The sequence below is a fragment of the Paraburkholderia oxyphila NBRC 105797 genome (assembly GCF_000685075.1).
Lineage (GTDB): Bacteria > Pseudomonadota > Gammaproteobacteria > Burkholderiales > Burkholderiaceae > Paraburkholderia > Paraburkholderia oxyphila.
The window spans coordinates 23,330-36,031 of the sequence record NZ_BAYD01000068.1 but is presented as its reverse complement, the minus strand read 5'-3'; the positions used below and the strand labels follow the sequence as shown (position 1 = coordinate 36,031).

Sequence of the window (12,702 nt, the reverse complement as noted above, 5' to 3'; positions counted from 1 at the left end):
GTTATCTGGAATCACAGCTTGCGTGAGATGAGGTCGCGCATCACTTCGCTCGTGCCGCCGAAGATGCGCGTGACGCGGGCGTCGGCGAATGCGCGGGCGACCGGGTATTCGAGCATGTAGCCGTAGCCGCCGTGCAGCTGCACCATCTCGTCGAGCGCCTTGCCGAGCGTCTCCGTGGCGTAGAGCTTCGCCACAGCCGCCTCTTCGAGCGTGAGGCGCCGGCGCATATGCTCGGCGAGGTAGTGATCGACCATGAGGCGCACGGCGATCGCCTGGGCCTTGATATCGGCCAGCTTGAACTTGGTGTTCTGGAAATCCCACACGGTCTGATTGAAGGCGCGGCGATCCTTCACGTAGTTGATCGTGTGCTCGAGGCTCGCCTCGAGCCGCGCGGCCGCGCCGATCGCGATCGACAGGCGCTCCTGCGGCAGCTCGCCCATCAGATAGGCAAAGCCCATGCCTTCTTCGCCGAGACGATTCGTTACCGGCACGCGCACGTCGTCGAAGAAGAGCTCGGCCGTGTCCTGGGCGTGCATGCCCACTTTCTCGAGCTTGCGGCCGCGCCGGAAGCCCGCGCGGCTCGCCTCCACGACAATCAGGCTCACCCCCTTCGAGCCCGCGGCGGGGTCGGTCTTGCAAACCATGATGATCAGGTCGGCGCACAGGCCATTGCTGATGAAGGTCTTGCTGCCGTTGATGACGTATTCGTCGCCGTCGCGGATCGCGGTGGTGCGCACGGCCTTCAGGTCGCTGCCGGTACCGGGCTCCGTCATGCCGATCGCGAGGATGGTCTCGCCGCTGCAGCAGCCGGGCAGCCACTTGCGCTTTTGCTCCTCGTTGCCGAGGCGGGCAATGTAAGGCGCGATGATGTCCGAATGCACGCCAAAGCCGAGTCCGGACAGGTTCATTGCGCTGACCTCTTCATTCAGGACTGCGGCGTGCCCGAAATCGCCACCGCCGCCGCCGTATTCGGTCGGCAGCGTCGTGCAGAGCAGACCTTCGCGGCCGGCCTTGAGCCACGTTTCGCGGTCGACCTTGCCGGCCATGTCCCATTCGGCCTGTCTCGGCAGGCATTCCTTTTCCAGAAAGCGGCGCGCGGAAGTGCGCAGCATCTCATGATCGTCGCGAAAGACTGTGCGGGTAATGTGCATTGCGGATGTCCTGAAGGTTGGGACGGCGCCGGTCAGGGCGTGCGTCCCGGCGTTCGTTCGTGAGGGGCCGCGGCCGCATGGCTGCGAGGCCCGTGCCCCGTGAGCCAAGAATAGAGATTCGCGTGCCAGTCGGGCACCACCCTCGGGAGGGGGGCACAGCCGGTTTTCGGGCCACTCGGGCCGATGGCTTCGAGCGCGCAAGCCGCTTCGCACAACGTCCTCGGGGTATTCCCGTCCCACTCTCGGAGGGGAGGTGTTTCGTCCCGCCGTCACCGGCACCATGAGCCCAACCCGCCGATCGTGACGCATTGACCGGGGTTTGACATCCACGCCCATCGGGTGCGGCAAACATAAAGAGGAGACGTGCATGCGGTTTGTAACCAAGAGCCTTTGCGGAGCAGTCCTGATACTCACAGCGGGAGGCGCCTCGGCGCAGACGAGTGTGACGCTATACGGCGTCGTCGATGTGTTCGGGCAATACTTGCTCAACGGCAGTGGCACGAAAGGCGGTCCCGGGACCGCTTACGTGCCCGGATCCAATTCGTTATCCGAACGAAGCGGCGGATCGACCGGATCGATGTTCGGCTTGAAGGGCAGTGAAGATCTCGGCGGCGGCCTCAATGCCATCTTCGATGTGGAGAACGGCTTCAACGTCAACAACGGAACGTTCTTCGCCGATTCCACCACGCTGTTCTATCGGCAATCGTGGGTGGGGCTGCGCCACGACGAGTGGGGGCAGCTCACGTTCGGGCGACAATATGAGCCGAGCTTCCTCGCGATCTATCCGACCGATCCGTTCCGCGGCAACGAAGTGCTTTCGCCCATTGCGGCAGCCGATCTCGCAGGCGCACGCGACCGCGCGACACTCGCCACCCAGTATGTTTCGGGGCGCACCAGCAACTCGATCGCCTATCAGTCGCCGGATTGGCGCGGATTGCGCCTCTACGGCATGTACGCGTTTTCCGCGACGGTCACGCAGCCCGTCCAGATGACGTCGGGCAACATGCTCGACTTCGCAGCGACCTATTCCGGATACGGCCTCTATGTCGGGCTCGCTTATCAATTCCAGCACGCAGGCCAGGAGAGCGCGTCGCTCGGGCAATACCCGAGCGGCACACCGCTTGCCGGTCAGCCGCTGCCCGCGAGCACGTTCGACCTCGTTTCGACCGCGCACTATACGGCAGCGCTGGCCTACCGCATCGGCATCGTGAACCTGCAGTTCAACTACAGCTATAACAGCCCGACCGACCCGCCGCCCGGCGCACGCGTCACGGCGCCCGGCGTGGGCGCGCTCACGTCACTGGCGGCGCTGGTCCATCCGTACAGCATCATCGAGGCGGGCGCGACCATTCAGGCGACCGCTGTCGACGTGATCGAGATCGCCGGCATCTACCGCAGCGTGCGGGGTGTGGACGACAACACGCCCGGCTTCGAGATCGGTGCGGAGCACTTCCTCTCCAAGCGCACGAGCTTGTACCTGCGTGCCGGGTATATGAAGAACAACGGCATCGCGAATGTGAGCTGGCCCGGCGTCACGGCGGCGGACGGCTCAAAGCAGGTGCTGGCCGTACTGGGCATGTCACACCGGTTCTAAGGGAGTTCTAAGGGAGGATAGGGATGAAGACGCAACACATCAGGTCTCTGGTAGCGGGGCTGCTGATCGCGCTGACCCTTTCGGCAATATAAAGGCATCCGAACGATTCTGACGTGCGGCACGCGAGGGGATGAACGGCAACGTTCATCCCCTTGTCGTTTGAACCGGCGGCGGGCGGGCAGGCTGTGGGCCGATGCGACTGGCGACTCTACACCGCTGCGCCACGCCTCAGCCCTGATGCGATTCGAATTCGATCTTCTTCAAGATGCCCGAGTTCTTGTCGAAATAGAACGATGCGTTTTTGGTCGTTCCGACCGGCACGCCAACGAACACGAAGCCCACCGCGGCTCGTTTCGTGTACTGGTAACTCCAGATTTCGAAGTCGCCGGCATCCGTCTTTCGGGTCGGTATGCCCAGTTGCAGGACGACGTCATTGCGGGTCGCGACGCCCACTTCAAACTGCTTCTGCAGGGACTCCTGGGAGGCGTCGGAAATCTTCTGCACGCCCTCACCAGGGGCGACGGAAACGGCACATCCGGTTAGTGAAGCAGCGAGCAGGAGTGCAAAAAATTGAGTTTTCATACCATGCATGTCTCTGAATTTGCCAGTCGTGCATGTTCACAGAGACGCTGGACAGGGACAATCGGACGAATACGAAAACTCTGACGATGCTGCAAAAGCGCATGACCACGTCTCGCGTGGCCATGAACGTCGAGTGGATGTGCGTGCGCTTCAGGCAGTAACGGATTGCGCAGGGCGGTTCAGCGTGTGTTGAGTGCGCGCCGGATGGAGCCACCTCAGTGCGCTCAGCGCGGCGAAGATCAACAGTGCCGCGCTAACGGCAATGCCAATCTCATAAGCGTGGCTATTGCCGCTGCCATGCACCTGAACGATGCGCCCCATGACGACGGGACCGATGGCCGCGCCAAGGCTCGCGACAGCCGTATTGATCGCCACCATCGATGCGCGCTGTGCCGTAGGCACCATTTCCGCCAGCAAAGCCGGCGTGATCGAAAGACAGACCGCGGGCAACGCGCTGCCCACCGCATAGAGAGCGAGCTTGGCGCCCGGCGGGAGGTCGATTACGGCGAGCGCGATCATGAGCAGCGCCCCGGCAATCATCACGACGCACGTGAGATGCACGCGCGCCTGACGCGAGCTCGCACCGGCATTGAGCATTCGCTGCGAAAGGCCGCTCAGGCCGATATTGGCCAGTGCAGTCACAAGAATGACCAGCGCGAAGCAACGGCCTGAGGTGACGCCATCGAAACCGAGCCCTTTTTCGAACCACGTGGGCAGCCAGGTAAGGCTCTGACCCAGCAACCAGTAGGCGGAGAAGCAGAGCAGAAAAACGCAGAGCACGGAGCGCTCGGTCAGCAGTTTGAGGTAAGGCTGCCGAAGCGAACCGGACAAGCCCGTGCTGGCTGCGGCTGGGCGCGGTGCGTTGTCGAGCGTGCCTTCGCGCCCGAAGCATAGCCACAGCGCGCACCACACCACACCGACGGCGCCGAGCAGGAAGAAGTTCGCGCGCCAGCCCCATTCCCTCGTGATGAGCGGGATGCCCACTCCGGCGAGGATCAAGCCCATGGCCGCGCCCTGATTGATGATCGCGACGGGCAGATTGCGGTCCCGGTCCGGGAACCACTTGAAGATTGCGTGGACCGAGACCGGAAACGACGGTCCCTCCGCAGCGCCTAGCACCACACGGCACGCGAGCAAGCCCGCGGCGCTGCCCGCAAACGCCTGAGGCAACTGCAGCACGGCCCAACTGGCCGCCATGACAAGCAGAATCCAGCGCGTCGGAAAGCGGTTGGCGAGAAAGCCGACCACGACCGTCGAGACAGAAAACAACCAGAAAAAGCTGCCCGCCACCACGCCAAATTCCGCCGGAGACAAGTGCAATTCGGCGGTCAACGGCACGGCGATCATGCCAAGCACGATCTTGTCGAGGAAGTTGATCATGGCGAGACCGGTCAGCAGCGCGGTCATGGTCCACGCAGACTTTGGCTTGTAGCGGGTGTGGATGGTCATCGAGAGCCTCGAAGGCATCGGGTGTTATGGCGAGCAAGTGCCGGAGATTACCGCTCGAACGGCCGGATGCGATCACCATACGGCGGCCCCAAACCGCCAGGTACTACCCACACGGGGTGGGCAGGGAAATCCTGAACGGGCGCGCGCCGCCAGTCTGGATGGCATCAAGTTTTTCAGGAGATCGGTGTCTGGCCAAGATTGATTGATAATCCAACGTATTACGTATAATTTTTAACGCATTTATCCTTCATACACGACATTAGTACTATAATGTCGTGTATGTAGGATCGTCGACATCGCAGCTGGCGCAATGCCATCCGGAGGCTTCCAGCCGTGAAAAAAATCGACCTTGCCGCCATCCAGCCCGTTGAATCGCTCGAACCGAAGTCCGATTTGCGCAGAGGCTGTCATTCGCCGTTTTCGCTGGCCTGCTCCCAGCCCATTCGGTGACGCTCGACCGTTTCGCGATGGCGCTCGTCGTCTTCGGCGTGCAGATAGAGGCTGGTCGTGTTGAGCGATACGTGGCCGAGATTGTCGCGAATCGTGCGCAGGTCCACGCCGCCGTCCGCCATGTGCGATCCGGCGGTGTGCCGCAGCCAGTGCGCCGAGGCACGGTCGAGTTCATCGGCGCGATCGGCGAAATCCACTCCTTTGCCCCGCAGCCATGCAGCGGCGCCCGCGAAAATGCCCTTGATGGCATCGTGAACGGCGGAACGCGACAGGCAACGCGCCGTGCCCTTGAACGGAAGAATGAGCGGCAGTTCCTCGGCGCGCGTGGGAATGGCGGGCAGGCCATTCGCGGTGCGATACCGCCGCAACTCGGCAATCAGCTCGGGCGACGCGGGCACGATGCGCGCCTTGTCACCTTTGCCCACCGTTTCCAGCCACCACTGGTCCCGGCCATCGGCGCCGAGGCGCCGGAAGAAGTCGCCCATGCGGCCGCCTGCGACTTCCGAAATGCGCATGCCCTGGAGATAGAACAACGTCGTGAGCCAGCGGCAGCGTGCGTGATATTTGCGCTCGGCTTCGCTCTCCAGGGGGAGTTGTTCGACCCAGGTCTTGACCTCGTCCCATAGCGAGATCGACAGATAGCGAGTCACGCGCGGCGCCGAACGCTTCGCGCGCTGGCGCAGGAGCGCCATGGGATTGCCGCGCAAGTAGCCGGCGTTGACGAGCCACGTGAACATCGCGTTGAGGATGATGAGCGCCTGGCGCTGGCTGGCCGGAGAAAGCGGGCCGTTGAACGGGCGCCAGCGTGCGTCGCTGCGCGCGAATTTGCCGCCGGTGGCCGACACCCAGCGCTCCGCCGGCTGCGGGTTCACGAGAAACGCCTTGAATAGCAGCAGATCCTCGTGCGTGAGCGAGGACAACGGCTTGCCCAGTTGCACGACAGCCCAGAGCAGCAGCCGCTCGGCTTCCTTGCGGTAGTTGTCGAACGTGGTCTTGGTATCGGCGTAGTTCGAGAGCCAGGCGCGCAAGGCGTCCAGGTCGTTGTCCGCCGCGAGCTGGCTGCTGCCGGCAACGCCGCGGTTGCTGCCGTCGCGGCCGTCGAGCGCGGACGGAACGACGAGCGATTCAACGGGCTCGATGGCGACGAGGTCGATATTGTTCACGACGGGAAGGCTCCGGATGGCGGCGCGCCGGCAGCGACATCGCATTTATCACACACGCGACATTATAGGCTCCGCACGAGTCCGATCTTCTGTTGTACGGTGAGAAACAAACCTCATCACATGCCGGACATTGCGCGGGTGCTCCCACACCCGCGCCCGCTCGGTTTCGACGACGACTTGAGGGCAACTGCTCAAAAACGTCACTGCTGCTGTTGAGCCGCCTGTTCGATCAGCGCAGCCACTTCCTTCGGATGCGACTCATACACCGAATGGCTCGCACCATCGACTTCCACCGTTTGAGCGTGAGCGCGTTTCGCGTACATGCGCTCGAGATCGGGGTTGATGATCTTGTCCGCCTTCGCAACCATGTAGAACGCAGGCTTGATCTTCCAGGCCGGATCCGGGATCTGCGCAGTGAATACGCCTGCCGCCGTCGGCATTTGCTCATGGGCTTCGAACTCAGCCTGTGCGATCGGAAGATCGGCCGCGAAATCACGCGGATAGTCGGCCGGATTCAAATACAGATAGTCGTCCGCCGTTTTCACGATGTCCTCGTGAGGCGTCGCATTCGGATAACGCTTGCCATTCGAGACCTCGGTTTCCCCGGCATCCAGTGCGTGAGCGGCAATGTAGACGAGCGACTTCACGTGCTCGTCGTTTCCCGCCTCCGTGATGATGGCGCCGCCGTAGCTATGGCCGACGAGCACGCACGGGCCGTCCAGACTATCGATAACGCGCTTCGTTGCCGTCACGTCGTCCTTGAATGACGTCAGCGGTTCTTGCACGAGCGTCACGTTATAGCCGTCCTTCGTGAGGATGTCGTACACCGGACGCCATCCAGCGCCACCCACGAAGGCGCCGTGCACGAGAACGATGTTCTTGACAGGCGCGGCCTGCACAGTCGTAGCGACGCCGGCAACCAGGCAAAGCGCCGCTGCTGCTTGCGCAACGGTAGTACGGAAAGAAGGGAAAGACATTGCAGCTCCTTGGAATGACGCGAAGTGAACGAATCGATTGACAACACGGCCAGTCTAAAAAGCTGCCTCGAACGAGAGGGTTACCCAGTCATTACGAAAAAATGACGTGTCTGCGTCCGTGAATCGAATCAAAGGGACGGAAGGCTTGTTATTTTTTTGTAACGCCTGGGTAACCTTGCCGATCGAGTCGCCTGCCTACACTGCAACCACGCAGTAACGCTTTGCCTCGCTTACGCCAGGTTTCAAGGTGTTGCTTCCTGAGCCAGACCTCGCATCCATGCACAGTCGATACTGCGGCTTTTTTCTCCCGACTCATCCGATTTGCAGATATATAGGAGTATTGATCATGTCCAGGCTTCTTCTCAGCGTTCTGGTTGCTGCCTCCGCCGTCGCCGTTCCGGCATATAGCTTCGCGCAGTCCACTCAACCCCTCACCCGCGCTGAAGTCCGTGCAGACCTCGTGCGTGTCGAGCAAGCCGGATACAGCCCGGGCCGCGGCGACGACATCAACTACCCTGCTGACATTCAGGCTGCCGAGGTCAAGGTCGCGGCTGGACAATACGCGCAAAATTCGGCGCAAACCGATATGGGCGGTGTGCCGATGCAGAGCACGTCGGCTGCGGGTTCACGCACGCGTATGCCTGCACAGTCCAACTGTGTCGGCCCGGCCAGTTTTTGCACGATCTATTTTGGTAGTTGAGCCGGCAAGCGCACGGTCTTCAGTGGTCCTGCCGAGACGGCCCGCCTTACATGGACGGCGAGCCGATCTCGCCCGTTGCCAAAGCGAGTGTCGCGGCAGCGGAAAGCGCGGCGCTGTAGCTGTCCGCATAAGCGTTCTGCGCGGCGAGCAACTGGTTCTGCGTGAGGAGCACGTCGGTAATGGTGCCGACGCCGTGCCGGTAGGCGGCGAACGCCGCGTCGTAGGTCGTCTTCGCGGCCTCCACCAGCGCCTTCGCGGCGTCGTTCGACGCGAGGCTCGTGGCAAGCCCGTTCTGCGCGGCAACGATCTGCCTGACGGCCTCTTGCCTCGTATGGGTCAGTTGCGCAGACGCACTGTCCGCGTCGTTGCGCGCCTGCATCAGCACGGCGGAACGCAAGCCGCCATCGTAAAGAGGAATCGTCACGCCGAGGAATATGCTGCCGCTGCGGCGGCTGCCGTTCAGGTTCACCGTGGCCGCCTGATCGCCAACCGGGGGGATCGCCGTGATCGACGTCGTGCCGGTGCCGTACGCGGCCGTCGCCGAGAGGAATATCTTCGGCATGAACGCCGATTCGGCCGCGCGAATCTTCGCCTGGTTTGCCTCCTCCAGCGCATACGCGCCCTGCACGTCCGGCCGCCGCGCGATCGCGTCCGCAACGATTTCGTCGACGCTCTGATGCAGCGCCGGCGTGAGCGTACGCGCCGGCAGCGGCGCGATCACCGGTTTCGACAACGGTGAAATGCCAAGCGCAGAGACGAGACTCAAATAGCTGTCGCTCAGGGCGCCGTCCGCCTGCACCTTCAGCAGATTGGCTTGTGCACGGTTCTGCGTGGCCTGCGCGACCTCGACCACGGTGCCCACGCCCTGCTTTCGCCGTGCGCGCGCAGCGCTGAGAATGCCATCCGCGTTGTCGAGCGCCTGCTGCGCGGTGTGTTGCCTCGCGCAAGCCGCTTCGTATGTGTAATACGCGATACTCACGTCGTGGATCACGTGCTGGTGAACCGACGTGAACGCGACGTTTGCGGCCACGGAAAGCTGCTTCGCAGCATCGAGGCGCGCACGGCGGCCACCGAAATCGAAGAGCAGCCATTGCAGCGAGAGCACCGAAACCGTACCGTGAATGTCCGAGCTGGTCGATGTGTTACCGAGCAACGGCGTCGATGTCGCGCCGCTCGCCGCCTCGTATCCGCCCATGGCGGTGGCCGTGAGCTGCGGCAAATACGCGGTTTTCGCAATGCCCGCCGCGAGCGCTGCATTGCGCGCGTCGTTCCAGGCGATGCGCGTGAGCGGGTTCGTGGATTCCGCAAGATCGATCAGCTCGGGCAGTGTGTACGCGTGGTTCGCATCGATCGCCGCCGCGGGTTCGATCGAGGCCAGCGCTGCGCTGCGCGGCAACGTATAGCCAGCCTGCGCCGCGTCGCTGGCGCTGCGCGGCGCACCGGGCACGATGTTGCCGTCGGCATCTGTCTGCGGCTGCCACGGCCGGTCTGCCGCGGGTGGCGCGAGATCGATCGACGACGTCGCGCAGCCCTCGAGTCCCGAAATAGCCCATGCGGCAGCCAACGCGGCGGCCACTGCAATGAGCCGGAGCGTCGGTTCAGGCGCGCGCATCGGTCGTCGTCTCCCTGGCCGAAGCCGGGCGCGTCATGTCGGCAATTTGTCCAAAGCGCTTTGCGATGACGTTCTGGAGCGCATCGAGGGCGGGGTCGGCCGCTCGGTCCTGCGCGGCCTCGGCGACACGCTGTGGGGCTGGCACGTGCGTGTCGTCACCAGCAGCAAGACGCCCGGCGATTTCACCCAACCGCGCCGCACCCGCCCGCCCTGCCGCGAGGACCAGTGGCGCCTCCAGCGCCTCCAGCTCCGCGAGCGCGCGACGCCGGCTCGCCACCCATTCCGGCTCGGGACGCACCCACGATGGCTCGTAGTGAATCAGGCCGAGATCCTGGCGCAGTCCCCCGTACTGGGCGAGTGCGCCTCCCGCGAGCGCACTGCGCGTGCGGGTGTCCGCTGCGTGCGCGATGCGGGTCCACTGCGCGACGAGTGCTTTGAGCGTCGCGTCGATGCGGCTGGCGATGCTCACGGGCCAGACGCGCGTAAAGACCAGATAGATCACGACGTTGCCGATCAGAATGCCGATCACGCGGTCGCGCGCAAGCGTGAGGTCGAACGCGGGCGCCGCGCCCTGGATCACGCACAGGAAGAAGGCGAACGCGATCTGCATGCCCGCATACGAGATCCGTGCCGACCCCATCGCCACCCATGCGGCCAGCCACGCGCCCGCGAACACCAGCGCCATCAGCTCGCCCGCCGAGGTTAGCCGGGGTGTCACGAACACGATCGCCGCAGTGCCGAGCAAAGCGCCGACGAGACAGCCCGTGATCCGCAGCGTCAGCTTCTCGACGGTTTCGGCTGTGGTGCTGAGCGAGACCATATAGCAGGTGATGAAGCACGTATGAATGCCCTGCCAGTCGAGCTGCTGATACAGCACGTAGCAGAACATCGCCGCAGCCGTGGTCTTCAGCGCGTAGCGGACGTGATCGGGATTCGAGAAGGCATCGGCACCGAAAAAGCCGCTGCGCGCGGGCGGCCCGGCGGTTTTCTCAGGAGCAGGAACCGGCTCCGCAGGCGGCACCGCGAAGCCCTCCAGCGCGGCGCGCAGGTCTGCGAGCACGAGCGCCTGCAGCGCGCTCCCCTCGGGCAGGTCCGGCACATCGAGCGTGACATCCACGGGATAGCCGCCCGCCTCGAGCATCGCGGCCATCTGCGTCATCGTTGCGGCAAGCTGCGCCGCGCATGCGTCGGGCAATCTCGCGCCGGGTTCGCTTGCCGCGAATTCCGTCGTCACCAGGATCGCCGTCGTGGATGCCGCCGCCTGGCGCAGCGCCGCGCCATCGGCCGGTGTCAGCGTGCCTTCGAGTTTCGAGAGCTTGAGCCACGAGAGGATCTGATGGTCGCCCTGCCGCATGCATGCTTCGAATACGGCGCGCTCCTCGTCGGTCGCCTTGTCCGTGAGGCGGCGCGCAGCGAGCCTCAGTCGCCGCGCAAGCTGCGCGGTGGCGAGCCGGCGCGGCGAAGGCGCCATCACCAGGTTCACGACGATCGCCACGCCGATCGGAATCGCCACCATCAGCCACGCGTACAGCAGGCCGCGCGTGGCCGCTTCGCCGACTGGCGCGAGGCCAAGCTCGTCGAGCCCGAAGCCGACGATCATCGCAAGGATCGCGCCGATTGGCCGAAGCTTGCTTGCCGACGTGGCGAATAGCAGTCCGAATGATAGAAGCGCCATGCTCGCCACCCGCAGCGGAGGCTGATCGATAGTGAGGATTGCGAAGATCATCACGACCCCGATGATCGCGGTCACGACCAGCATCAACGCGATCGACATGACGACGCTCGTCATACGGTCGGGCCGGTTCAGGAAGAACACGATATACACGGAAGTCGCGGCATCGGGCGTGCTGTAGCCGGTCGTCACGAGCACCGTAAGCGCGCAGATCAGCGCAATGCGCGTGACGATCGCGGCACGCCCCGGAAACGGCGCGAGCAGCTTCGCGATTTCGCGCGGACCGGGCCGCCTGATATCACCGGCAAGACTGGCCATGCCGGACCTCGACGATCGCGCTGGCGCCGATGCGCACCAGTCTGTTGACCGGCGCATCGATGCGCACGCGAACCGGGAAGCGTTGAGCCACGCGCACCCAGTTCACCGACTGTTGGACGTACGGCAGGCTGCGCGGCAGGTTCACGCGGTCCGTGTCCATGATGCCGGCGCCGATGCCGATCACCTTGCCGCTCATCGGCTGTTTGCGGTCGATCATCGAGTAGACAGTCGCGCAGTCGCCCACGTCGATCGCGCCGAGCGCCGTCTCGCGGAAATTCGCCACGGCGAACCATTCGCCCGAATGAATCAGCGTGAAAATGGACTGGTTTGGCGCGACCGTCTCGCCCGCGAGGATCGTCAGGCCCGTCACATAGCCGTCGAACGGCGCGCGCACGACCGTATCGTCGAGCGCGCGCTGGGCGATGGCCAGCGCAGCCTCACGCGCATGCAGCGCCGCGATGGCGTCGGAGTCGTCGCCTATCGTCTGCGCGGAAGCGCGCTGCTGCACCTGCGCCTGCGCGAGCGATACGCTCGCGTCGCGCTGCGCCACGACCGCCTGGTCGAGCTGCTGCGCTGAAACATAGCCTTGCGCCGCGAGCGGCCGTAGCCGGTCGACGCTGCGCGTCGCGAGGTCGTAGTTGTGCGTCGCACGGCGCGTCTGATCGGCCGCGATGGCCGCGTTCGACGTCTCGCCGATCAGCGTGCGGCGGCGCGTGGCAAGCGAGGCGCGCGCCAGTTCCACTTCGGCCTGGGCCTGCGCGACACCGAGCCGGTACGGCACCGGGTCGATTTCGAACAGCACGTCGCCCTTCGACACATGCTGGTTCTCCTCCACGGGAACGCGGATGATCCGGCCGCCCACGGGCGAGGCGACGTGGACGACATCCGCGTCGATCGACGCGTCGTCGGTGGACGGATAGCGCGACGAGCGATCGTACGCATACCCGAGCGCCGCCGCGCCGAGCAGGACGATCACGGCGGCGATCGCGCGGCCCTGCCATGCATGTCGAGGATTCTTGCCGGCCATTTTCATG

At 64.1% G+C, this 12,702-nt stretch carries 10 protein-coding genes; 2 read left to right on the top strand and 8 right to left on the bottom strand.

Annotation, left to right across the window (positions count from 1 at the left end):
* Positions 1-11 precede the first annotated feature (11 nt).
* On the bottom strand, positions 12-1,151 hold the full coding sequence (locus tag BO1_RS32575; protein WP_028221139.1) for an acyl-CoA dehydrogenase family protein: 1,140 nt from the start codon (positions 1,149-1,151) through the stop codon (positions 12-14).
* 367 nt (positions 1,152-1,518) lie between these two features.
* On the opposite strand from BO1_RS32575, the gene BO1_RS32570 reads away from it, so the two are divergent.
* Complete coding sequence (locus BO1_RS32570; protein ID WP_028221138.1) at positions 1,519-2,745, top strand: porin; 1,227 nt, start codon at positions 1,519-1,521, stop codon at positions 2,743-2,745.
* Between the two features lie 228 nt (positions 2,746-2,973).
* Here BO1_RS32570 and BO1_RS32565 read toward each other — a convergent pair whose 3' ends face one another.
* The 4 genes from BO1_RS32565 to BO1_RS32545 form a co-directional block, all read right to left on the bottom strand.
* Positions 2,974-3,249 carry a hypothetical protein gene (locus BO1_RS32565; protein ID WP_028221137.1) on the bottom strand — a complete coding sequence of 92 codons (276 nt, stop codon included), beginning with the start codon at positions 3,247-3,249 and terminating at the stop codon, positions 2,974-2,976.
* 228 nt (positions 3,250-3,477) lie between these two features.
* Positions 3,478-4,776 (bottom strand): MFS transporter, encoded by a 1,299-nt coding sequence (locus BO1_RS32555; protein ID WP_028221136.1) that lies wholly within the window; start codon positions 4,774-4,776, stop codon positions 3,478-3,480.
* Positions 4,777-5,183: 407 nt separating this feature from the next.
* Positions 5,184-6,389, bottom strand: a complete 1,206-nt coding sequence (locus BO1_RS32550; protein WP_028221135.1) for a tyrosine-type recombinase/integrase — start codon at positions 6,387-6,389, stop codon at positions 5,184-5,186.
* Between the two features lie 200 nt (positions 6,390-6,589).
* Positions 6,590-7,366, bottom strand: coding sequence for an alpha/beta hydrolase (locus BO1_RS32545; RefSeq protein ID WP_028221134.1), 777 nt, complete (start codon positions 7,364-7,366; stop codon positions 6,590-6,592).
* A 346-nt stretch (positions 7,367-7,712) separates the two neighbouring features.
* Here BO1_RS32545 and BO1_RS32540 point away from each other — a divergent pair, with 346 nt between their 5' ends.
* Complete coding sequence (locus BO1_RS32540; RefSeq protein ID WP_028221133.1) at positions 7,713-8,066, top strand: DUF4148 domain-containing protein; 354 nt, start codon at positions 7,713-7,715, stop codon at positions 8,064-8,066.
* Positions 8,067-8,112: 46 nt separating this feature from the next.
* On the opposite strand, the gene BO1_RS32535 is transcribed toward BO1_RS32540, so the two are convergent.
* Genes BO1_RS32535 through mdtN form a run of 3 tightly spaced genes read right to left on the bottom strand, consistent with a single transcriptional unit; the run spans position 8,113 to position 12,701 of the window.
* Positions 8,113-9,678 carry a TolC family protein gene (locus BO1_RS32535; protein ID WP_028221132.1) on the bottom strand — a complete coding sequence of 522 codons (1,566 nt, stop codon included), beginning with the start codon at positions 9,676-9,678 and terminating at the stop codon, positions 8,113-8,115.
* Positions 9,665-11,668 carry an FUSC family protein gene (locus tag BO1_RS32530; RefSeq protein WP_028221131.1) on the bottom strand — a complete coding sequence of 668 codons (2,004 nt, stop codon included), beginning with the start codon at positions 11,666-11,668 and terminating at the stop codon, positions 9,665-9,667. The genes BO1_RS32535 and BO1_RS32530 overlap by 14 nt, the downstream gene beginning before the upstream one ends.
* Positions 11,649-12,701 (bottom strand): multidrug transporter subunit MdtN, encoded by a 1,053-nt coding sequence (mdtN, locus tag BO1_RS32525; RefSeq protein WP_028221130.1) that lies wholly within the window; start codon positions 12,699-12,701, stop codon positions 11,649-11,651. Before mdtN ends, BO1_RS32530 begins: the two co-directional genes overlap by 20 nt.
* Position 12,702: the final 1 nt, after the last annotated feature.

Excerpts from the sequence above, each read along its gene's own strand:
- BO1_RS32575 (WP_028221139.1), bottom strand. The coding sequence starts at position 1,151 with ATGCACATTACCCGCACAGTCTTTCGCGACGATCATGAGATGCTGCGC.
- BO1_RS32570 (WP_028221138.1), top strand. The coding sequence starts at position 1,519 with ATGCGGTTTGTAACCAAGAGCCTTTGCGGAGCAGTCCTGATACTCACA.
- BO1_RS32555 (WP_028221136.1), bottom strand. The coding sequence starts at position 4,776 with ATGACCATCCACACCCGCTACAAGCCAAAGTCTGCGTGGACCATGACC.
- BO1_RS32545 (WP_028221134.1), bottom strand. The coding sequence starts at position 7,366 with ATGTCTTTCCCTTCTTTCCGTACTACCGTTGCGCAAGCAGCAGCGGCG.
- BO1_RS32540 (WP_028221133.1), top strand. The coding sequence starts at position 7,713 with ATGTCCAGGCTTCTTCTCAGCGTTCTGGTTGCTGCCTCCGCCGTCGCC.
- BO1_RS32535 (WP_028221132.1), bottom strand. The coding sequence starts at position 9,678 with ATGCGCGCGCCTGAACCGACGCTCCGGCTCATTGCAGTGGCCGCCGCG.
- BO1_RS32530 (WP_028221131.1), bottom strand. The coding sequence starts at position 11,668 with ATGGCCAGTCTTGCCGGTGATATCAGGCGGCCCGGTCCGCGCGAAATC.
- mdtN (WP_028221130.1), bottom strand. The coding sequence starts at position 12,701 with ATGAAAATGGCCGGCAAGAATCCTCGACATGCATGGCAGGGCCGCGCG.